Raw genomic sequence first — 17,660 nt, 5'->3', positions numbered from 1 at the left:
AAAAACCGCTTTAGAAACCGCTGTAAGGCGGTTTTTCTGTTTTTATAGCGCTCAAAAAAGCCCTAAAATCCGTCCTATTTTTTGGGAGCAATTTCGGCGACTTTTGGGGCATGATCGTACAGGACTCGCCCATCGGCCCAAGCCTGGAGGGGCGCTCCTCCGTTGGCATCGTCACGCACGTGCTGCTGATTGCCCTGCAGGACGTCGTCGACGTGCTCGACCCAGATCAGTTTCCTTCCGGCGTAACCCACCAGGTGGGAGTTGCTAACCTGCTGATCAAACCAGGTGCGCTGGTGCACCGTCTGCAGTTTGGGGTGGGCATGTGTCAATTTGGCGAAGCCGATTCCGATGGCGGCTACGTGCTTAGCCTGGAAGCGACGCTCCCCACTTCGCACCCCGAACTGATGGCCTGGCAGTACAAGTATAGCCAATGCCGGTGGGTGGCCTTAATTCGGCAGATCGACGAGCAGTGCTGGCTGCTGGGCAATCCGGAAACGGGCCTGCGCTATACCTTCAACCGCTCGATCGCCACGGGCCAAAGCAGTAAACTCACCTTCTCGGGACGTGACTGGCATCCGGCCTGGGCGCTGCCCACCATTGACCTGGCCACGCTGTTCCCCGATGCCGGTTTTGATTATTCATTCAACCTTTCTTTTGATTCATAATGGCTATTGACTCGACCGGCATCGAGAGTCAGATCGACTCCAATTTGCCCGATAATACCAAACGGCGTAATGACGCAAGCGTTGTCCGCTTTATCCTGAAGACCGTGGTTCGCTGGGTACGCGATGCGGCCAACAACAACCTGAGCACATGGTTCAAGATCAGCGACGGTACGCCGGGTGGCGCAAACAGCGACGGTGTGTACCGAACGGGCATGACCGAGTTTCGGGGCGGCTCGACCTTTAAAACACGCACGCCCAATAATACGGCGCTGGGTGGAGTCCAGTTTGCCGAAGTGCAAGGGTTGCAGGTGCAAGGCACCAACGGAGGTCCGGCGTTTATGGAATTTCACCTGCCGGGCTTCCGGATCGACCAGGTGGGCGTCGACACCGACGGTCAGCTCAAATACCACCCCTGGGGTCAGTCGGTTGCGTACCAGATCCTGATCGACACGTATACCAACTCCTTTCGACTGGGTAATGCGGTGCTCAATCGCAAGATCGTGCTCAACCAGTCGGCCAATAATGACCATCAATTTTATGGATTCGGCATCAACGACGGGGCGTTACGATATCAGGTAGATTCGATCGGGGCCAGTCACGTTTTCTATGCCGGCTCTTCGCCAGCCACCAGCGTCGAACTGGCGCGTCTGACCGGTAGCGGTCGACTCGGCATTGGTACGAATGCCCCCGGTGCACCATTGGATATCCAGAAGGATAACCCCACGTCGGGCCTGATTGCTAACTTTCAGAACACCCACGGGCTGAATGGTAGCTTAGGAGCACTCATCCAGTTTCACCAAACAGGCGTCGCCGTCTGGCAAATGGGCCAACCGGCCGGCCAAGATGCGCTGGTGATCTACGGCTGGGATGCGGGCAAGTACCCCGAACGGTTGCGTATCAACGACGCGGGTAACGTAGGCATCGGTACCCCTACCCCAACGGCCAAACTCCATCTCAAGTCGGCGAACGGCTTCGATCAGCTCCGACTGGAGAATCGTTATACCCCATCGGGGCCGAACGATCCCAACGGTCAGCCCGGCTGCGTCGCCTGGGACGATACCTGGTTCTACCACAAAACAACGCAGGGTTGGCGTCGGATGCAGCTTCAATCCTGGTAAGACTTTCCCAACGTTTTTATCGCTTTTCTCATGCAAACCATCCAGAAATCCATTTCTCCCGAAGCCGTAACGGGTTTCAAGCGCGTCGCCTACCACGAGTCGTTTGTGGTGCTGCGTGACCTCAATATGGTGCAACAGGTGCGCATCGTCACCGTCAACGAGGCAGGTAGACCCATCACCGAGATCGTTGACCAGGATGCTTCGTTGAGCGCTGTTCAGAAGCAGAATGCCCTGGCCCGCTACCAGGAGCAGTTGGTGACTCGCCAGACGGCCGGTGCCTTCGTCGATCCAACGACGGGCAAAGTCGTAGCTGAAGCCGGCGAAGGCATCATCACCCAGCGCGATTTCTTCCAGGCCGTCTGCCTGGGTGACCTCAAGAAAATGGGAATGACGATTAATGACAAGACTTCGGTGGCCGAGTTGCTCTACGCCTTGATCAGCAATGAGATCACCAACATCGATGCCCGGGGTGATCTATGAACCAGCCCATCGTCGTCCGCTACAAGGAAGAAGATCCCCTTAAATCGGATCGGTGGGAACTGGTCAACTCGGTTACTTACCTGACCCGGCTGGGCGAGGTAACCGTTCCAAGCGGCTACACCACTGATTTCGCGTCAGTGCCCATGCTGCTCTGGGGGTTTATCCCGCCGATCGGCCGGCACAACCGGGCGTGTCTACTTCACGATTGGTGGTACGACAACCGGCTATTTCAGGAACAACTGGGGCGGAAGAAGGCCCGGTGGGTGGCCGATCAGGAGCTGTACGCTCATCTGAGAACCGTCGAACCCCGCAAGTTTATTCGCAACTATTGCATGTACCTGGCTTGCCGACTGTTCGGCCGAAGCTGGTGGATTCACTAAAACTTTATGATTCAGCACGATTACACAGCCCCCGAGTTAGCGGTTAAAGTCAGTCGGAAAGAACACTTCCGACTCGCCTTTTCCTTGTTTACCAAGGACGAACAACATCCCGATACCAGCGTCGTTGCCGCTAACCTACGGGGTGATCTGCTGGATGCCTCGGGCACTCGGCTAAACGGGGCGTCGATGAGTATGCCCGAAGAGAACGTGGTGATGGTCGACGTGTCGACGCGCATCATGAATAGCCTGCGGCCCGGCCGTTATCGGCTGGAGCTTTACCAGCAGCGGGGCGATGAGCGGGAAGATATGGTCGTTATCATGCTCGCCGTCGAATAATGGAAGTCATCAAACTCATCCGGCCCGCTCGTCAGCCCATCGTGCTGATTCGCCAGGCTCCCGGCCAGGTAGCGCTGGTGCGGTCCCCAGTAACCCCGGTGCAACTGATTCGAACTGGAGGCACGGTCGTCTTTTCGGGGGGTGAGCGGGACGTGTCCTACATCGCTCAGGTACCCATCATCGACCGTGCGGCCGTGGCCCTGACCGAAGCGGGCCTGGTACCCTACGATGCCACCCGGGCCGATCACGCCTATGCCTTCTGTGGGATTGCGCTCAACTCAGCCGATCCGGGCCAGGCCGTGCACGTGCGCAGCTCTGGCGAAGTGGTGTTCCCGGCTGCAACGCTTACCCCCGGCGAGAGCTTTCTGGCCGGAGCGGCTGGCCGCTGGCACCCGGCCCGGGCAGACGGACTGGTGTTCGCCCACAAAATCCTGCGAGCCATCCGGCCAGACTCGCTTTTAATTCTTCAGCAACCAATTGTTTTTCTTAATTTATAATTCCTCAATTCAATGGCAAACAACAAGTTTATTACGTTTGACGACGGCACGAGCGACTTAAAAGAGATCGCCGGTATTACCACCTCAACGGGCGCTGCTGATGCAGGCAAAATTGTCGTGACGGGTTCTAACGGAATGCTCGACCCATCCCTGGTTGGCTCGATGGACGGCAAGGGCTACACGGCCGGCGAAGCCCTGGTATCGGGTGATCTGGTGTACGCTTACTACGATTCGGGCTCGACCAGCAACAAGATCAAAAAGGCCATCGCCGGCAACAATGGCACGACCCGGGCCGTGGGTATTGTTACCGCCAACACGGCATCGGGCGCTCAGGCAACGGTTTACGCCCGCATTCCGGTGACGGGCTTTTCGGGTCTAACCCCCGGAGCACCCGTTTATCTGAGCTCGACCCAGGCGGGTAAAGTCTCTCAGTCTGCGGCCGTAGGAACGGGCAACTTTTTGCAGGTTGTGGGCACGGCGCTCGATGCAACTACGGTACAGCTGGCCATCAATTCACAGATTCTTTACCGGGCGTAACCCATGGGACAAATCAGTGTTCGCCCGGACGGTGATCTGCAGGAAGTGAATGCGGCAAGCTGGGTCAACCATAATCTGGATAGTGTGCTCAACGGGCTGCTGGTCGCCAGTGACCGGCTGATCGATATCAACACCGATTCCCGACTCGGCCTGACCAGTCAGCAGCCTTACTTCTGCCAGGTCATCGCGCCGGCGGCACTGACGATTGGCGGGCTGGCCCTGCGGTTGAACTACACCAACTACCAGGTCGACAACAACTACAACAACGCCGTGGCGCTCTTCGATCTGAGTGGCAACCGACTGGCGCTGGCGAACGCCGGCCCCACCTACCGCAATTCAGCGGGCTGGAACCGGATCGCCTTCGAGCAACCGGTTAACCTGGTGGCCGGTGGCCGCTATTTGATCGGTGTGATCGTCGATGGCAACTCGCCGGGCTTTTCATCGGTCAATGGGCACTCGGAGATCAATGCGCTAATTCCGGCGGGTAGTCTCCCGCGCACGTTTCGCAAAAGCAACGTGGCCAACTTTGCCTCGGCTCAGCTCGATCTAACGAGCGGTATCATGGCTAATAATGGAGAGCGCTTGTTTGTATCCCTGGTGGCATAGCGTTGGACAATGGCATTCGCAAGCCCGACTAGAGCCTGGTCGGGCTTTTTTTTCGTCCTAGTAAACGCCCCACAGTCCCGGCACCTTCGTACCATCAACAACCGAGGACATGACGGGATTATCGTTTTCAGGCTACTATTACATGCACGAGCCGTTCGTCGACCGAATGACGGGCATCGTATTACCCCGGCTCAACGCCGGCCAGGAGCCTTTCCCGTCGATCTTTCGTCAGCAGGCATCGGCGGCCAATACGGCCGATCAGGATCGCTTCCAGAAGCAGGCGGCCCGCCAGCAACGCTTAGAAGAAGCCATCGACGCGATGTACGACGATGACGGCTTTTTCAATACGGACAAGTACGATCTGTATCAGTACCGCAAGGCGGGTGGTGGCTCGGTCGCTGTCATTCCCATCGATGGAGCCATGGCCCGGGTAGGCTACTGTGGTATCGGCGGTAATGAGTACGTCGCTCGTATCCTGGCTCTGGCGGCTCTCGATCCGAAAGTCAAAGCGGTCGTGCTGAAGATGAACACGCCCGGCGGTACCGTCGACTCGACAAGAATGCTGGCCGACATGGTGGCGGCTTTCCCCAAACTGATCTACGTCTGGACGCCCTACTGTGCATCGGCCGGCTACTACGTGGCCAGTCAGGCGGACATGATCTGGATGGAAGACCAGGCCGTCTCGGAAGTGGGCTCGATCGGTGTACTGATGGTCTATCAGGACATGTCGAAAGCCCTCGAAAAAGAAGGCATCGGCATCACCATCTTCCGGGCCGATGGCTCGGAGAAAAAAGCCCTCATCAATGGCGTCGAGCCACTCTCAGCCGAAACTAAAGTTCAGATCACGGCCTCACTCAACGAGTGCCGTACCGAGTTTCTGGGCTACGTCCGCCGGGGCCGAGCCGGCAAGCTCACCTCCGACGAGGCCTTCAGTGGTGAGATGTTCGGCAAAGAACCATCGCTCGAAATAGGGCTGGCTGACCGCATCGGATCGCTTCAGGAATGTATCAATCACGCACTTAAACAAGCTGCATAATGGCAAAATTACCCCAATCGGTGGCGAATATTGTAGCCGCCCTGTTTCCCAAAAGCCAGAAACAAATCTCCGAGAAACTGGCCACGGAAGAATTTAATCAGTTCTCGGCCGATGCCCAGGAAATCCAGGATCGGCTCGATGCTCAGGCAGAAGGTAACGAGGCTATCAAGGCTGATCTGACCGAAGCAAACACCAAACTAGGTACCGCCGAAGCCCGCATCACGGAGCTGGAAGGCCAGTTAACAACGGCTCAGTCGGGCAAAACAACGGCCGAGCAAAACGCAACTGATCTGCAAACCAAGCTCACGGCCAGCGAGAACGAAGTAACCAAGCTCAAGCAGGCGGTCAACCCCCTGGCTGAAGAAGATGCCAGCAATCAGAACAGTGCGGAAGAATTCCTGACCGAAACGGACAAAATCGCCCGGGCTTCTTACAAACCTGCCAACTAATCCGCCCAGCGGCCGCTCCGGCGGATTCCGGACCTTCCTCTTTTTCAATAAAAACCAATGTCTGCAATCAAACTCACCCAACTCGATGAGAGTCTCAAAAAACGCAGAGAGCTCAACCGGGACGTGCTGCGCAAAAAGGTCGTCTCCGGCTGGGGATACCTGCAAGGCTTCCGCCGGCTGCGCGTTATCGACGAGATCGTGCTCTCGACCATGCTCACCCAGGCCCTGCTGCAGCCCGGTGGCAAAGGCAAATTCGATCCTAAAGACGACGTAGTGTCGTTCGAAGCCCGGATCGGTAAAGTACGTCCCTGGAAAGTCGACGTGCTGATCGACGAGCCAAAGCGGCTTTCGATGGAGGCTTCCTACCTGGGTGAAATCGAAGGCTCCGACGGTATCGATCCAACCAAGTATCCATTCGCGGATTTTATCTCTTCGGCGCTGATCGAGCAGATCGGTAACGACTTCGGCGTATCAGCCCTCTGGAAAGGCGTTCTGGATAGTACGGGCACCGACCCCCAGGATGTGTTCAACGGTTTCCTGAAGCTATACGACGACGCGATCCTGACGGATGAAATTCCAGAAGGCAACGTGATCGCCCACAGTCAGGCAAATTTCTTCATCAATGAAGATAACGTGATCGCCGAAGTGAAGCGGATGTGGAAGCGTTTTGTACGCGTGCTGCCGGCTTACGCCAATGGTCCCGTCGAGTTCTTCTTACCAACGCACGTGAAGACCGCTTATGACTTCGCGCTAGAGAATGCCAAGGGCCAATCCAAGATCTACAATGCCTTCAATCAGGAAGTGCTGTATTTCGCCCCCAACGTGCGTCTCAATACGCAGGCTGGTTTGGGTGGAACCGACTTTATGTCGATGACCCCGAAAGAAAACACGGTCTATCTGTCGAGCCGTCAGGACGATGCGATAGAGCTGACCTCGGATTACGACGTGCGCGACCGCTCGATTGCCCTGGTTGCAGACGGCAAGTGCGCTCCCAACTTCGTGCGCGGTGATATCCAGATCGTCAATGATCTGCGGACTCGTCCAGCCATTGCTGACGCTGACGACGACGAATAAACGCTTTTTTATTCACACCCCCGCCCACCATTGCCTGTCGATGGTGGGCTTTGTGGGCAACAAACATCTCTCTTACAACTAATTTTTTCTAGTATCCATGAAAAGTTTCCTTCTCAAATCGACCTACGTCATGCTGGCTATCGTAGCCGCCGTATTGATGGCCGACTTTGTGGTGCCGGCGGCTGAAGCAGCCACGCACCTGTTGACCCATGCCGATCCGGGATCGGTCGTGATGGGCCTCACCTCGCTGGCCGCCCTCAAAAACATCGATGATCAGACGCCCAACCCCGCCGGTGGTCGTCGAGCCTTCGTCGTGCTGGCCGCTGATTTGAAAGACGACGTGATCGACTGGCCGAAGAAAGGGAACATCACCGCGTCCGAGCTGACGGTGGCGATCCCGCTGAAAGTAGGCAAATCGATGGCGATTATTACTCCCGCTGACAACACGCTGGACGCTACGTTCGAAAGCCAGGGTGACCGCTTCTACCAATCGTTCAAGCACAGTATCATGTTTGATATCGCCGGTAACGGGAAGGCGCAGCTCGTTGAAGCTGAAAAGTACGTCAACGCCGGTGTGATCTTCATCGTCGAAGAGAATGACGACACGATGAAAGTCTACGGGACCAAACTGCAGCCGATCGTGCTCAAGCAGAAAGGTCAACTGGGTAAAAAAGGGGGCGATAAGAAAGGCATCAGTTTCTCGGGTGATAACGACAGTTACACGTTTGCACCACCGATCTATCCCTCAACGCTGGCGCTGCCTTTAACACCAGTAGTTGCCTAGTAAGGGACTTCGTTCACCTGTTTGTTTAACTCTTTTACTGCGTTGAAACGCCCCAGGATGTTTAGATTAATTCTGACCGATGCCGTTGAAAACGATGCAGTGCGGTTCAAACTCGGCGAAACCGAGATCACTATCAGGAATACTCCCGTCGATGTGCCCGAAGCTACGGTGAAAGCCATCGAAAGCCAGTATCCAGGCTGGACCCAGCGCGTGCCCGCTACCAAGGGACAAACACCTACAACGACAGAAGCAAAGTAGGTTACCACTGCCGCCAACTGGATCAGGCCCCTCCCGATGTGGGGAGGGGCCTTTTTTATGCTCGTTAATCAATCATAGCCATGTCATCACTTAAAAATCGTATTCGCCTGCAGCAAGCCCAAACGTCCCTGGAACGGGGCCTGATCAGTCAGGAAACCTTCAATCAAATCGAGTTAGAATGTTCCCCTGTACTCATTGGTGTAGTCGGTCAGATAATCGGTTCGACGGTTGAAGGTACCCAACTGGGACCGGCTGACTTGCCATCGGCTATTACGGCTACCAAGGCTAAAAAGCCCAGGGCAACCGCTACGCCGAAAGCAGCAAAAGCCAGTACTCCTGTGCCGGTTGTAACCGCTGAAGCCACGCCGAACGAGGGAAACGCCTAACGCCGGCGGGACCTCCCGTTCCGACCGGCGTCAAGCTAAACGCTGATCAGTACGCCCAGGCGATGGCCTGGGTGTGTCAGCAGGTCGATACCTGCAACAAGGAAGCCGAGAGCCGGGCCGCCAGGCTGGCCAGCATCCCTCCTACCCAGAACGCCAAAGCCCAGGTCGATGAAATTTTACACTGGGACGATCGCTATCGCAGGGAGCTGGAACGACGCAAGTTTCTTCAGGAACAGCAAATGCTGCCAATAGAAGAACCCGTGAAAGTCTGGACCGATCGCTACCAGGTACCCACGTCCGGGGTCGAACTGGGCCTGCAGGTGCGCAACCTGGCCAAGAACGTATCAACTTGGAAGGCCCGGGTTGGCAACCCCAAGCATCCGGACGCCGAAGCTAAACACGCCATGTACGATCAACTCTATCAGGAAGCTCGCCAGGCCGTCAGCCGGGAGCGGGCCGCCAACCAACTCAATTCATGATCCTAGTTACGACCTCCGACCAGTTTGCCCAGTTTATTGGGGCGCTCTTTGACAAAGAAATTTATTTCAACCAGCTGGAGCCTTTTGTGGTCGACGCTCAGGAGCAGCTCATCGAGCCCCTGCTGGGCTCAGCGCTGATCGAGGAGCTGGAGAACCCTAGTGTGGAGCTGCTGCAGCAGGTTCGCCGGCATACCCAGAAAGCCATCGTCTGGGCCGCTTTTGAGCAAGCCCAGGTGAGTTTCCTGTATCAGTTTGGCAATGCCGGTTTGTCCCGCTTCAAAGTCGACAAATCCGAAAAGCTCGCCCAGTGGGAGATCGACACCATCCTGGCCGATACGGCCAAGAAAGCCGATACCGCTCTGGAGCAGCTGATGGACTTTCTGACGACGCATCAGGATGAGCTGCCCACCTGGACAAACTCGACGGCCTATCGCCACGCCCACCAGCTGCTGATCCCCACAACGGTCGAGCTAAGACGAGCCCTACCAGAAGTGGCCGCCACCCACTCGATGCTGGTCCGGCTGCAGCTATTCATGCCCCGCACCGAGCGCCGGTACGTGCGCAATATGTTGGGCGATGCGCTGTTCGATGAGCTGACGGATAAGCGCATCCATGGCGATACGCTAACCCGGGAAGAAACCGAGCTGCTGAGCTACTGCCGCCAGCTGCTGGCACCGGTGACCCTGTGGGAAGCGCTGCCGACGCTGAACGTAATTTTCCAGCCAGACGGCATCCGGATCATTTCGAGCTTCAAGGGCCTGAAGGATCAGAAAGCCGTTAACCCGGCGCAGGTAGCCGAGTTGCGGGCCGAACTCTGGAAGCAGGTCGAAACGGCCCGGGGTGAGCTGCGGACCTTCCTCAACAAAACGGCTTCGGCCACGGTATTTTCCTCGTATTTCAACTCGGCGCTTTACGTTGCGCCGACCGGCCAAGCCGAATGGACCATGCCCGACAACGAGGGCAAAAAACACTTTCGTCTCTAATGAAGAAAATAAAAATTGCCATTGGCGAACAACCCGCCGAAACGTACCTGATTGCTGAGCGCTACAGCGAACTCCCACCCAAGCTGGCTATCGCCGTTTTAAAGCTGGCCTACACGCAACCACGTACCCTGCAGACCCGTCTGGCGGTCTTTCACCTGGCTTGCAATGCGCCGATCGAGGTCAAAGAGCAGTTTGTCCAACCTGATCAGATCGACAACCTGCAGCGTCTCCTGGAGCAGATCGAGTGGGCCTGGGAAACGGGAATAGAAAAACGCCCGGTGGCCAGCTTCGTCTGTAAGGGTGCTACCTATCTATTGCCCGATGAAGAATTGCACCAGGTGAACACCGGTGAGTTTATCACGGCCGTGGCCTACCTGCTGGCCTTCTCCGATACCCATACCACGTCGGCGGGGACCAGCAAGGAACCCTTTCTAAATCAGTTCCTGGCGACCATCTGCCGGCCTAAAGTGTCCCTACTCCGGCGGCTCCAGCGCCGGCGGGAAGACATCACCGGTGACGACCGGGAACCGTTTAATTCGTACTTCGTCGAGAGCCGGGCCGAGCGTTTTTCGTCCGTTGATCTGGGCACCCGGATCGCCATCTTGCAGTGGTTCTTGTCGGCCACTAAACGCACCGAGCAGCTCTACGGAATGCCCGCTCCTGACCCAGACGAAAAGAAAGCGATCCTGCACACCGGCACGTTCGTCCGAGACTGGGAGACCACGGTTCACAACCTGGCTAGAGAAGGCAACTTCGGCTCCTACGATGCGGTAATGGCTCGGCCGATCCACGACGTGTTAGGCTATTTGGAGCTAAAAAAACTTAACCAAGACGATGAGTCTACAGACTGAATTACCCGGTCAGGATCTGGAAGGGCTGACCCCCGAGGAGCGGGAAATTGTCGAGCAGCAGCAAAAGCTCAATGAGCAGCTGCGCCAGATCAATGCCAAAAAACAGGAAGACGCCCAAAAGGAGCGCCAGAAGAAACTCGACAGCTACAATAAGCTGCTCAAGTCCGCTAAAGACTTCCGGTCGCAGTCACTGACGATGACCGATCGCCAGGATGCCGAAGAGCGTAATGCCTGGGCCGAAGAAGCCGAACTCGAAGCGCACTTGCTGGCCATGGAGCTGGGCATTAAAACCGAAACGGCCGTCGTCCAGGAGATAGAGCCGGAGATCTGGCAGCGCCCGGGCCTGCGCCGGCGGCTGGTATGGGGAGCACTCGGTGCGCTGATCATCTTCCTGGTCTGGTCCTACGGCTGCTTTCAGGATATCCGCCACACAATCCTCAACAGCAACGCCAAACTGCCGCTGGAGCAGCAGGCTCAGCCCTACGACGCCACCAGCTTTCAAAAGTTCTTTTTCGAGAAGTTCGTCGAGCTCATCGATCTGCCCACCCTTTTGATCAAGCTACTGATAGTTGCCCCCTTTGTGGCCTTCTATCTACTGCCCGTATTCAAAACCAAACGCGACTTTATTACCGAGTTTTTTGAGGACCTGACCCCATGGCAACGCTCAATACTTACCGTCTTACTGCTTGGCTTGCTTTTGTTGCATTCAGCCTTGTCCCACTCGGTGAAGCCCTGAGTAAAAAGCCCCGGGCTGGCGTGCCCAAACGCACCGTCCGCTCAGCGACGGTGCGTTTGGGCACGCCAGCCCGGGAAAATCCCATCACGCTCGATGAGCAGGCCCTACGTCAGGCGATCTATGACACGGCGGCTCAGTTTCTGGGCAAGACCGAACGCACCAACCACAACGACGCCCCCTGGATTACGCGGATCAACAAATTTAATCACTTGCCCTCCCAGGCACTGTATTGCGCTTCTGGACTATACTACGCCTACGCTAAGAACGGGGCTTGGTTAACGGTCAAATCGGTGGGGTACGTGAAAGTTTACTTTCGGGATAAAGCCAAGATCGTCTACCAGCGGGGTGCCCGGGGTAATCAGCGGATCGGGCCACCACCCAAGAAGATGGACTTCGTTTCGCTTTACGCCAGTCACGTGGAAGGACTGGCCGACGATCGCTGGAACGACGATGCGGATTACGTGATGACGATCGGTTTTAATACCACCGGTGGAACCGGTACCAAGGGCGGCTGCTACCTCAACCGCCGGCGCAAAAGTGAGATTAAAGCGATAGCCAACCATCTGACGCCTTACCTAGAACAATGGAAACCTTAGTCCCCTGGCACTTTCTAAACGATCTATACGAATCATTCGAACCGACGATCGCCTACTGCCTGATCTTCTACTGGGTCGGCACCTGGTTTTATAATACGATTTTTGGCAAGCCTACAACGAAGTAAAACCTTTTTTTAATCAAACCATCCATGAACAATCAAAACGAGTTAACCCTCATCGATCGGCTCTCCAGCCCGACGTCTCCTTTCTTCAAGCCGCTCCTGTGGGGCGGTGTTATCGTGGCGGCTTTATCGGCCGGGCTGATCACGTGTCAGCAAAGCCTGCAGGCGTATGGTCTGGATCTTCCTCCCCTGGCCACGCACGCCATCGAGATTCTGGGCTACGTGTCGGCCGCTATTGCGACCGTCTCCAAGCTAACGGTCAACTTTAATCCGAAGCAATGAAATGGGTCGGTTCCCTACTATCCTGGCTGGTATCGGCGTCGTCCTGGTTGCTGGACTTCTTTCGCTGGTGTGGCCAGCCAATCGAGCTACCTCGGGGTGGGCTGATCTTAGCGGCCTGTTTGGGGCTGGTGGTGGGCTGCCTGGTGAGCAGCGGGGAGATGCCGAAGTCCCTCCCCGAAGTGGGTACCTGGCCCGGTACCGGTGGCTCAATCGAAAGAAAGCAAGCCGCCGAAGCGGACAGCGTCCGAAAAAAGGCCGAAGTATTTATCTCAGTTATCACTGATCACGTAGCTAATGCAGACAGCGCCGAACAAGTCAGACAACAGCTTCAAACGGCTGTGGATCGCATTCCTGCTGATCAGTTGCAGCACGTTATCGACAGCCTTTTCGCAAAGCCAAACGCTAGTACAGGATACCCTGCCATACCTAGAGCCGCGCCCAGTTCGACTGACTGAGCCCCAGGCCCGCCAGGCGATCGCTGACCGGATCTCGGTCCCCAACCTGACCTACCAGGTTGATCAGCTCCGGAAAGCCCAGTCGACGAGTGACACCCTGGTTACGGGCCTGCTCAAGCGTATCGATGAGCAGGATCAAACGATCCGACGCCAGGCTCGACAGATCCGTGCGCAGCGAGCTGAGCTCTGGTTTCAACGCTCATCGATCCTGGCCACGCTGATCGGTCGCCTAATCTTCCGAAAGTAAAAAAGCCCCCGAGATAACCGGGGGCTTTTTTGATGTACAGATAAACGGTCGTTTTAGCAATCATACTCATTGCAGTCTACCGTTACATAAAGTCAGGTAATTAAGCGTCCATATAACTAGTCCAATATTGATTGTTCATTATATTCACATATTAGTCGGTTTTAATGAACATACTTCAAGTTTTATGAGGATTGGATATGCCCGTGTTTCCACATTTGACCAAAATTTAGATCTTCAGCTAAATGCCCTGCAAAATGTTGGATGCGAAAAGATATTTCAAGAGAAAGTAAGCGGAACGTCCAAGGAACGCCCCCAATTACAAATGATGATTGCTCATCTACGATCGGGAGATGAAGTAGTCGTTTGGAAACTTGATCGACTGGGGCGCTCACTAACACATCTAATCGAATTAGTGAATCAATTTTCCGATAAAGGTGTCTCCTTCTCCAGCGTCAATGATAAGATTGATACTAGTACTTCATCAGGTAAGCTGATTTTCCATCTCTTCTGCTCGCTCGCCGAATACGAAAGAAATATAATCCGGGAAAGAACAATGGCTGGCTTAGAGGTCGCACGTTTGAAAGGAAAGTTAGGAGGCAAACCAAAGGGGCTTACCGAAGAGGCAAAAAATACCGCTAGAATAGCTGAGTCACTTCATAAAGAAGGCTATGGAGTAAAGATGATTGCTGCGCAGTTAAACAAATCGAGAACAACAGTATATAAGTACTTAGCTTACAGAGGCGTAAATATTAATTAAAAGTAAATTTATGATATCCACACGAGACGACAATTTTTTACCAGTTTCTAAAGAAGCTGATGGTCAAAAAATAGCCTTTATCATTGGAAATGGCTTTAATTTTCTTGTTAGAGACATTGTGTTAGCTTTTCCAACAAACCTTCTCCCCACAAACTTAAAAACTTCAAAAGACGACTTAGCTAATGCTATTAGTGCAATAACATCTTTGTGGCGTAGGTTTGAAGAGCTATTTTACGAGCTTAAAGATAAAAATCCTAGGCTTAATGATGAAGAGCTAATAAGAATGATATATTCTGTAATAGATTTTTTTTCAAGTATTGAAGCTTTTCAAAAAGCATTACCGCATGAAACCATTGAAAGTATAAAGGAAGTTTTTGACTTTTTATTAATTGATAGAATTAGAGATATTGCTGAAGAATTCAGGCAGCACGAGAACTCGGAAGGCTATAAAGATTTAAAAAGGCTATTTCCCTTTTTTGGTGATCATTTCAAATCCATTCTTGAAAGAAATAATATTAAAGACTGTGATTTTTTCACAACTAACTATGATGGTATACTCGATACTCTACTAACTAGATCAACGAGGGATTTAGGGTATCTTACAGTAGATGGGTTTGGCAATAATAAGGATTACCCTCTTTACTTAAGACTATATGATGATACACTACAAAACAACCATATTAGATGTATACATCTGCATGGCTCATATAGATTTGAAAAGAAGAATGGAGAAACACTAAAAACTCGAAATGATAATAACAAGGCAAACTCAGATCCGGTAATCATATTCAACAATCCTCTTTTTAAAGAACAACTGATTAGAAGAGATCCAGTTCTAAACCACTATTATAATTTCATGTCCTCGTCTTTGGAAGAAGCTGATAAGTTAATCATTATAGGAAATTCAATGCAAAACGAACCACACTTAAAATCTCTAATACAAAGAAAATTTAAAGACCCTTCACAGCGGCTGTATATATGTTCAAGAAATCCAGATCAAGTTGCTGATCAATTTAAAGGAGTTTATTTTAAAAACATCGTAAAAAGATCAACAGCGAGCATCACTACAATTGAAGACTTTTTAAGTTTGTTTAATTCATTGATGAATGACTGAGATCAAGAATAAATGAAAAAGAGCGATAAACTATTATTAATTCCTAGGAGAACAGAAATTGACACTTTTGAACAAATAAAATTTCATCCACTATTTCCAGATATTGTTTATGAAATTCCACCCCCAATAATTTATCATTATGCATCTTACACCACTGCCATATCAATATTAACAGGTAGAAGCCTTAAATTTTCATCTCCTGAAAGTTTTAATGATCCATTTGATATGTTTGAAGGTTTAATTGACTTTACTTCATCAGGTAGAAGCAGAAAATTATGGATGCAAAAGGCTGTTGATCATAATTCTAATAAGCAAAAAAGAGAATTATTAAAGAAAATTAAAGAAGTTGGCATTGAAAACTTCGAGCGTCTTGCGTATGAAAGCTTCACACGTCAAAGGAGAGAATCAGGCGTTTGCTGTTTTAGCGAAAAAAGTGATATTGCCTTAATGTGGAGTCACTATGCAGAAAAGCATAGAGGAGTTTGCTTTGGCTTTAGCTTTCAGCCTGTCGTAAGTCAAGATCATTATTTTATGACTTTGAAAAAGGTTAAATATATTAGCAAAATAGATCCTGTGAATTATTACAATAAATCAGATAAATGTATAGATCATTGGGTAACCAGTAAATCGACTGTTTGGGAATACGAAAAAGAAGTCAGAGGCTTTATAAATGACCGATACGGGTATGATTTATTTCCCTTTTCTAAGATTTGCTTAAAAGAGATCTTTCTAGGTTGTAGGCTAAGCAAAAGAGAGAGAGACGAAATACTAATGTTAGTTAAAGAAAATGACTATTCACCGACTAATGTCATGAAAATGGAAATGGACACCTCTATTTTCAACATAAAATCAGTTCCAATTTAGTCTACGTTTATACATAAATTAATATCCCAAATAAAATCAAAACTAACTTCCAAATGGCATTGATGAAAGATTTATATGCTGGATTTTTAAATAAATCAACTGACGATCTAGATAATCTATGGCAAAATTCATTAATTACTTTTGATACAAATGTCCTACTTAATCTATACTCATATTCTGAAGACACTAGAGATATGATATTAGAACTTATCGAGAAATTAAAAGATAGATGCTTTTTAACACACAGAGTTGGTTTTGAATTTCATAGAAAACGAAAGCAAGTAATTTTAGATTTAATTGACAAGCACGTTGAGTCCCTAAAGTTATTAAACACTTATAAAAATGACCTAATTGGTAGCACATCAGTTCCTCATCTTTCTGAAGATTTGCTAAGTAATTTCTCTGACATAACTCAAAGGATTGAATCTGAAATAAATACTAATAAAGAAAAATATAGATTGTTTTTATCTGGAGATGATAAAATTTTGAATAGTGTTCACCATAATTTAGGAGATTCGATAGGAAGTCCTTATGATAATGACAGACTAAATGAAATTTACAAAATGGGTGCAAAACGTTATGATAGTTCAATACCTCCTGGCTTTACAGATAAAGCGAAGCCAGATAATGAAAAGTACGGAGATTTGATTATATGGTTTCAAATAATTGACAAAGCAAAAATTGATAATCAGTCCGTAATATTCGTTACTGACGAAAAGAAACCAGATTGGTGGTGGCAATCTGCATCCAAAAGCACTACTTTTGGACCTCAACCTCAACTCATAGAAGAATTCTATCTTTTGACTAACAAATTATTTCACATATACTCAACAGACACCTTCCTCTCGCACGCTAATAAATACTTAGAATCTAAAGTATCACCAGATACAATCTCAGAAGTTACGCAAAACCAGCTTAAGATAGATTCTTTTATTCCCTTTGGAGAAAGTTCAATTGATATTAGATCTAATGTTGTCGAGGTAGTAATTAAAAGCCAAATTGGCTCACCTATTCGAGTTAAAGAAATACTAAAAATTACAGAGGCTCTGGGATTGAGTGTTTACAATTTGCTAAGTTCCAGTGATAGCTTAATCTTATCATTATATACAAATGAAATAGATAAGATTAATAGATTACCAGCCTTCATAAGTAATTTGGGTTATGATATATCAATTGGTTGGGAGTCGATTAGACAATCTATAATGACGAAAACAGTGAATTACTTTTTAGATAACTCATACGTTGAACATATAACTCTATTTTTATTATCTAGTACTGAAATAAGTAAACATATCAAATTAATTACTAATTTGATTCGAGATTTGCCTTTTCTAAGTAATCGCCTTGTGAGATTTGAAGGACCCTCAGCAAATAGGTTGACAATAAAGATTGAAAACACTGTTGATCTAAAATTCGAAGAAATAGATAACTTTTTAAAATTGCTTTTTAGCACCAATATACCTATTATTGATATTCAGTTAGATAGGCATTAAATAAATTGAGTTATTAAACAATTTCAACTTAATTTATTTAATGCCTGCCTTTTCCATTTGAAAAAAAATAAATTA

At 50.5% G+C, this 17,660-nt stretch carries 27 protein-coding genes; all 27 read left to right on the top strand.

Annotated features, from left to right (window positions below; all coding sequences use genetic code 11):
* The first annotated feature begins 212 nt into the window (after positions 1-212).
* Positions 213-665: a hypothetical protein gene (locus LQ777_RS10595; RefSeq protein WP_232562489.1), complete on the top strand. Its 453-nt coding sequence runs from the start codon at positions 213-215 to the stop codon at positions 663-665.
* Positions 665-1,783, top strand: a complete 1,119-nt coding sequence (locus tag LQ777_RS10590; protein WP_232562488.1) for a hypothetical protein — start codon at positions 665-667, stop codon at positions 1,781-1,783. Before LQ777_RS10595 ends, LQ777_RS10590 begins: the two co-directional genes overlap by 1 nt.
* A 30-nt stretch (positions 1,784-1,813) precedes the next feature.
* A complete protein-coding gene (locus tag LQ777_RS10585) occupies positions 1,814-2,263 on the top strand; it encodes a hypothetical protein (RefSeq protein ID WP_232562487.1) in 450 nt (149 codons plus the stop codon).
* Positions 2,260-2,643, top strand: a complete 384-nt coding sequence (locus LQ777_RS10580; RefSeq protein ID WP_232562486.1) for a DUF1353 domain-containing protein — start codon at positions 2,260-2,262, stop codon at positions 2,641-2,643. Before LQ777_RS10585 ends, LQ777_RS10580 begins: the two co-directional genes overlap by 4 nt.
* 6 nt (positions 2,644-2,649) lie before the next feature.
* Positions 2,650-2,979, top strand: a complete 330-nt coding sequence (locus LQ777_RS10575) for a hypothetical protein (protein WP_232562485.1) — start codon at positions 2,650-2,652, stop codon at positions 2,977-2,979.
* A gap of 77 nt (positions 2,980-3,056) precedes the next feature.
* Complete coding sequence (locus LQ777_RS10570; RefSeq protein ID WP_232562484.1) at positions 3,057-3,476, top strand: hypothetical protein; 420 nt, start codon at positions 3,057-3,059, stop codon at positions 3,474-3,476.
* 12 nt (positions 3,477-3,488) lie between these two features.
* Positions 3,489-4,013: a hypothetical protein gene (locus LQ777_RS10565; RefSeq protein WP_232562483.1), complete on the top strand. Its 525-nt coding sequence runs from the start codon at positions 3,489-3,491 to the stop codon at positions 4,011-4,013.
* Positions 4,014-4,016: 3 nt separating this feature from the next.
* On the top strand, positions 4,017-4,619 hold the full coding sequence (locus tag LQ777_RS10560) for a hypothetical protein (protein WP_232562482.1): 603 nt from the start codon (positions 4,017-4,019) through the stop codon (positions 4,617-4,619).
* Between the two features lie 109 nt (positions 4,620-4,728).
* Positions 4,729-5,655 carry a S49 family peptidase gene (locus tag LQ777_RS10555; RefSeq protein WP_232562481.1) on the top strand — a complete coding sequence of 309 codons (927 nt, stop codon included), beginning with the start codon at positions 4,729-4,731 and terminating at the stop codon, positions 5,653-5,655.
* Positions 5,655-6,104, top strand: coding sequence for a hypothetical protein (locus tag LQ777_RS10550; protein WP_232562480.1), 450 nt, complete (start codon positions 5,655-5,657; stop codon positions 6,102-6,104). Before LQ777_RS10555 ends, LQ777_RS10550 begins: the two co-directional genes overlap by 1 nt.
* Positions 6,105-6,302: 198 nt before the next feature.
* Positions 6,303-7,178: a hypothetical protein gene (locus tag LQ777_RS10545; protein ID WP_232562479.1), complete on the top strand. Its 876-nt coding sequence runs from the start codon at positions 6,303-6,305 to the stop codon at positions 7,176-7,178.
* Between the two features lie 97 nt (positions 7,179-7,275).
* Positions 7,276-7,962 carry a hypothetical protein gene (locus LQ777_RS10540; protein ID WP_232562478.1) on the top strand — a complete coding sequence of 229 codons (687 nt, stop codon included), beginning with the start codon at positions 7,276-7,278 and terminating at the stop codon, positions 7,960-7,962.
* Positions 7,963-8,019: 57 nt separating this feature from the next.
* Positions 8,020-8,220: a hypothetical protein gene (locus tag LQ777_RS10535; protein WP_232562477.1), complete on the top strand. Its 201-nt coding sequence runs from the start codon at positions 8,020-8,022 to the stop codon at positions 8,218-8,220.
* An 80-nt stretch (positions 8,221-8,300) separates the two neighbouring features.
* Complete coding sequence (locus LQ777_RS10530; protein WP_232562476.1) at positions 8,301-8,606, top strand: hypothetical protein; 306 nt, start codon at positions 8,301-8,303, stop codon at positions 8,604-8,606.
* Positions 8,607-8,668: 62 nt separating this feature from the next.
* The gene (locus tag LQ777_RS10525) at positions 8,669-9,085 is read left to right on the top strand and encodes a hypothetical protein (protein ID WP_232562475.1); all 417 of its coding nucleotides are present in this window, start codon (positions 8,669-8,671) and stop codon (positions 9,083-9,085) included.
* A complete protein-coding gene (locus LQ777_RS10520; protein WP_232562474.1) occupies positions 9,082-10,068 on the top strand; it encodes a DUF6712 family protein in 987 nt (328 codons plus the stop codon). The genes LQ777_RS10525 and LQ777_RS10520 overlap by 4 nt, the downstream gene beginning before the upstream one ends.
* Positions 10,068-10,919, top strand: coding sequence for a hypothetical protein (locus LQ777_RS10515; protein ID WP_232562473.1), 852 nt, complete (start codon positions 10,068-10,070; stop codon positions 10,917-10,919). The genes LQ777_RS10520 and LQ777_RS10515 overlap by 1 nt, the downstream gene beginning before the upstream one ends.
* Complete coding sequence (locus LQ777_RS10510; protein WP_232562472.1) at positions 10,903-11,655, top strand: hypothetical protein; 753 nt, start codon at positions 10,903-10,905, stop codon at positions 11,653-11,655. Before LQ777_RS10515 ends, LQ777_RS10510 begins: the two co-directional genes overlap by 17 nt.
* The gene (locus tag LQ777_RS10505; RefSeq protein ID WP_232562471.1) at positions 11,574-12,251 is read left to right on the top strand and encodes a hypothetical protein; all 678 of its coding nucleotides are present in this window, start codon (positions 11,574-11,576) and stop codon (positions 12,249-12,251) included. The genes LQ777_RS10510 and LQ777_RS10505 overlap by 82 nt, the downstream gene beginning before the upstream one ends.
* Positions 12,239-12,376 (top strand): hypothetical protein, encoded by a 138-nt coding sequence (locus LQ777_RS10500; RefSeq protein WP_232562470.1) that lies wholly within the window; start codon positions 12,239-12,241, stop codon positions 12,374-12,376. The genes LQ777_RS10505 and LQ777_RS10500 overlap by 13 nt, the downstream gene beginning before the upstream one ends.
* Before the next feature lie 24 nt (positions 12,377-12,400).
* Positions 12,401-12,655 carry a hypothetical protein gene (locus LQ777_RS10495; RefSeq protein ID WP_232562469.1) on the top strand — a complete coding sequence of 85 codons (255 nt, stop codon included), beginning with the start codon at positions 12,401-12,403 and terminating at the stop codon, positions 12,653-12,655.
* A 1-nt stretch (position 12,656) separates the two neighbouring features.
* On the top strand, positions 12,657-12,938 hold the full coding sequence (locus tag LQ777_RS10490; RefSeq protein ID WP_232562468.1) for a hypothetical protein: 282 nt from the start codon (positions 12,657-12,659) through the stop codon (positions 12,936-12,938).
* Positions 12,939-12,949: 11 nt separating this feature from the next.
* Positions 12,950-13,357, top strand: coding sequence for a hypothetical protein (locus tag LQ777_RS10485; protein ID WP_232562467.1), 408 nt, complete (start codon positions 12,950-12,952; stop codon positions 13,355-13,357).
* Between the two features lie 127 nt (positions 13,358-13,484).
* Positions 13,485-14,114: a recombinase family protein gene (locus LQ777_RS10480; RefSeq protein WP_341871372.1), complete on the top strand. Its 630-nt coding sequence runs from the start codon at positions 13,485-13,487 to the stop codon at positions 14,112-14,114.
* A gap of 10 nt (positions 14,115-14,124) precedes the next feature.
* Positions 14,125-15,228, top strand: a complete 1,104-nt coding sequence (locus LQ777_RS10475) for an SIR2 family protein (RefSeq protein WP_232562466.1) — start codon at positions 14,125-14,127, stop codon at positions 15,226-15,228.
* Positions 15,229-15,240: 12 nt separating this feature from the next.
* Positions 15,241-16,092, top strand: coding sequence for a DUF2971 domain-containing protein (locus LQ777_RS10470; protein ID WP_232562465.1), 852 nt, complete (start codon positions 15,241-15,243; stop codon positions 16,090-16,092).
* A 53-nt stretch (positions 16,093-16,145) separates the two neighbouring features.
* Positions 16,146-17,585: a PIN domain-containing protein gene (locus LQ777_RS10465; RefSeq protein WP_232562464.1), complete on the top strand. Its 1,440-nt coding sequence runs from the start codon at positions 16,146-16,148 to the stop codon at positions 17,583-17,585.
* The last annotated feature ends 75 nt before the right edge of the window (positions 17,586-17,660 follow it).

The sequence above is a fragment of the Spirosoma oryzicola genome (assembly GCF_021233055.1).
Classification (GTDB): domain Bacteria; phylum Bacteroidota; class Bacteroidia; order Cytophagales; family Spirosomataceae; genus Spirosoma; species Spirosoma oryzicola.
The sequence above is the reverse complement of the archived record's forward strand: the minus strand, read 5'-3'. Positions and strand labels throughout refer to the sequence as shown.

What these genes read in the sequence shown, in the direction of transcription:
- LQ777_RS10530 (WP_232562476.1), top strand. Translation starts at nt 8,301, where the DNA reads ATGTCATCACTTAAAAATCGTATTCGCCTGCAGCAAGCCCAAACGTCC.
- LQ777_RS10540 (WP_232562478.1), top strand. Translation starts at nt 7,276, where the DNA reads ATGAAAAGTTTCCTTCTCAAATCGACCTACGTCATGCTGGCTATCGTA.
- LQ777_RS10475 (WP_232562466.1), top strand. Translation starts at nt 14,125, where the DNA reads ATGATATCCACACGAGACGACAATTTTTTACCAGTTTCTAAAGAAGCT.
- LQ777_RS10495 (WP_232562469.1), top strand. Translation starts at nt 12,401, where the DNA reads ATGAACAATCAAAACGAGTTAACCCTCATCGATCGGCTCTCCAGCCCG.
- LQ777_RS10515 (WP_232562473.1), top strand. Translation starts at nt 10,068, where the DNA reads ATGAAGAAAATAAAAATTGCCATTGGCGAACAACCCGCCGAAACGTAC.
- LQ777_RS10490 (WP_232562468.1), top strand. Translation starts at nt 12,657, where the DNA reads ATGGGTCGGTTCCCTACTATCCTGGCTGGTATCGGCGTCGTCCTGGTT.
- LQ777_RS10555 (WP_232562481.1), top strand. Translation starts at nt 4,729, where the DNA reads ATGACGGGATTATCGTTTTCAGGCTACTATTACATGCACGAGCCGTTC.
- LQ777_RS10560 (WP_232562482.1), top strand. Translation starts at nt 4,017, where the DNA reads ATGGGACAAATCAGTGTTCGCCCGGACGGTGATCTGCAGGAAGTGAAT.
- LQ777_RS10550 (WP_232562480.1), top strand. Translation starts at nt 5,655, where the DNA reads ATGGCAAAATTACCCCAATCGGTGGCGAATATTGTAGCCGCCCTGTTT.
- LQ777_RS10535 (WP_232562477.1), top strand. Translation starts at nt 8,020, where the DNA reads ATGTTTAGATTAATTCTGACCGATGCCGTTGAAAACGATGCAGTGCGG.
- LQ777_RS10485 (WP_232562467.1), top strand. Translation starts at nt 12,950, where the DNA reads ATGCAGACAGCGCCGAACAAGTCAGACAACAGCTTCAAACGGCTGTGG.
- LQ777_RS10470 (WP_232562465.1), top strand. Translation starts at nt 15,241, where the DNA reads ATGAAAAAGAGCGATAAACTATTATTAATTCCTAGGAGAACAGAAATT.
- LQ777_RS10505 (WP_232562471.1), top strand. Translation starts at nt 11,574, where the DNA reads ATGGCAACGCTCAATACTTACCGTCTTACTGCTTGGCTTGCTTTTGTT.
- LQ777_RS10500 (WP_232562470.1), top strand. Translation starts at nt 12,239, where the DNA reads ATGGAAACCTTAGTCCCCTGGCACTTTCTAAACGATCTATACGAATCA.
- LQ777_RS10575 (WP_232562485.1), top strand. Translation starts at nt 2,650, where the DNA reads ATGATTCAGCACGATTACACAGCCCCCGAGTTAGCGGTTAAAGTCAGT.
- LQ777_RS10520 (WP_232562474.1), top strand. Translation starts at nt 9,082, where the DNA reads ATGATCCTAGTTACGACCTCCGACCAGTTTGCCCAGTTTATTGGGGCG.
- LQ777_RS10590 (WP_232562488.1), top strand. Translation starts at nt 665, where the DNA reads ATGGCTATTGACTCGACCGGCATCGAGAGTCAGATCGACTCCAATTTG.
- LQ777_RS10510 (WP_232562472.1), top strand. Translation starts at nt 10,903, where the DNA reads ATGAGTCTACAGACTGAATTACCCGGTCAGGATCTGGAAGGGCTGACC.
- LQ777_RS10465 (WP_232562464.1), top strand. Translation starts at nt 16,146, where the DNA reads ATGGCATTGATGAAAGATTTATATGCTGGATTTTTAAATAAATCAACT.
- LQ777_RS10585 (WP_232562487.1), top strand. Translation starts at nt 1,814, where the DNA reads ATGCAAACCATCCAGAAATCCATTTCTCCCGAAGCCGTAACGGGTTTC.
- LQ777_RS10565 (WP_232562483.1), top strand. Translation starts at nt 3,489, where the DNA reads ATGGCAAACAACAAGTTTATTACGTTTGACGACGGCACGAGCGACTTA.
- LQ777_RS10525 (WP_232562475.1), top strand. Translation starts at nt 8,669, where the DNA reads ATGGCCTGGGTGTGTCAGCAGGTCGATACCTGCAACAAGGAAGCCGAG.
- LQ777_RS10580 (WP_232562486.1), top strand. Translation starts at nt 2,260, where the DNA reads ATGAACCAGCCCATCGTCGTCCGCTACAAGGAAGAAGATCCCCTTAAA.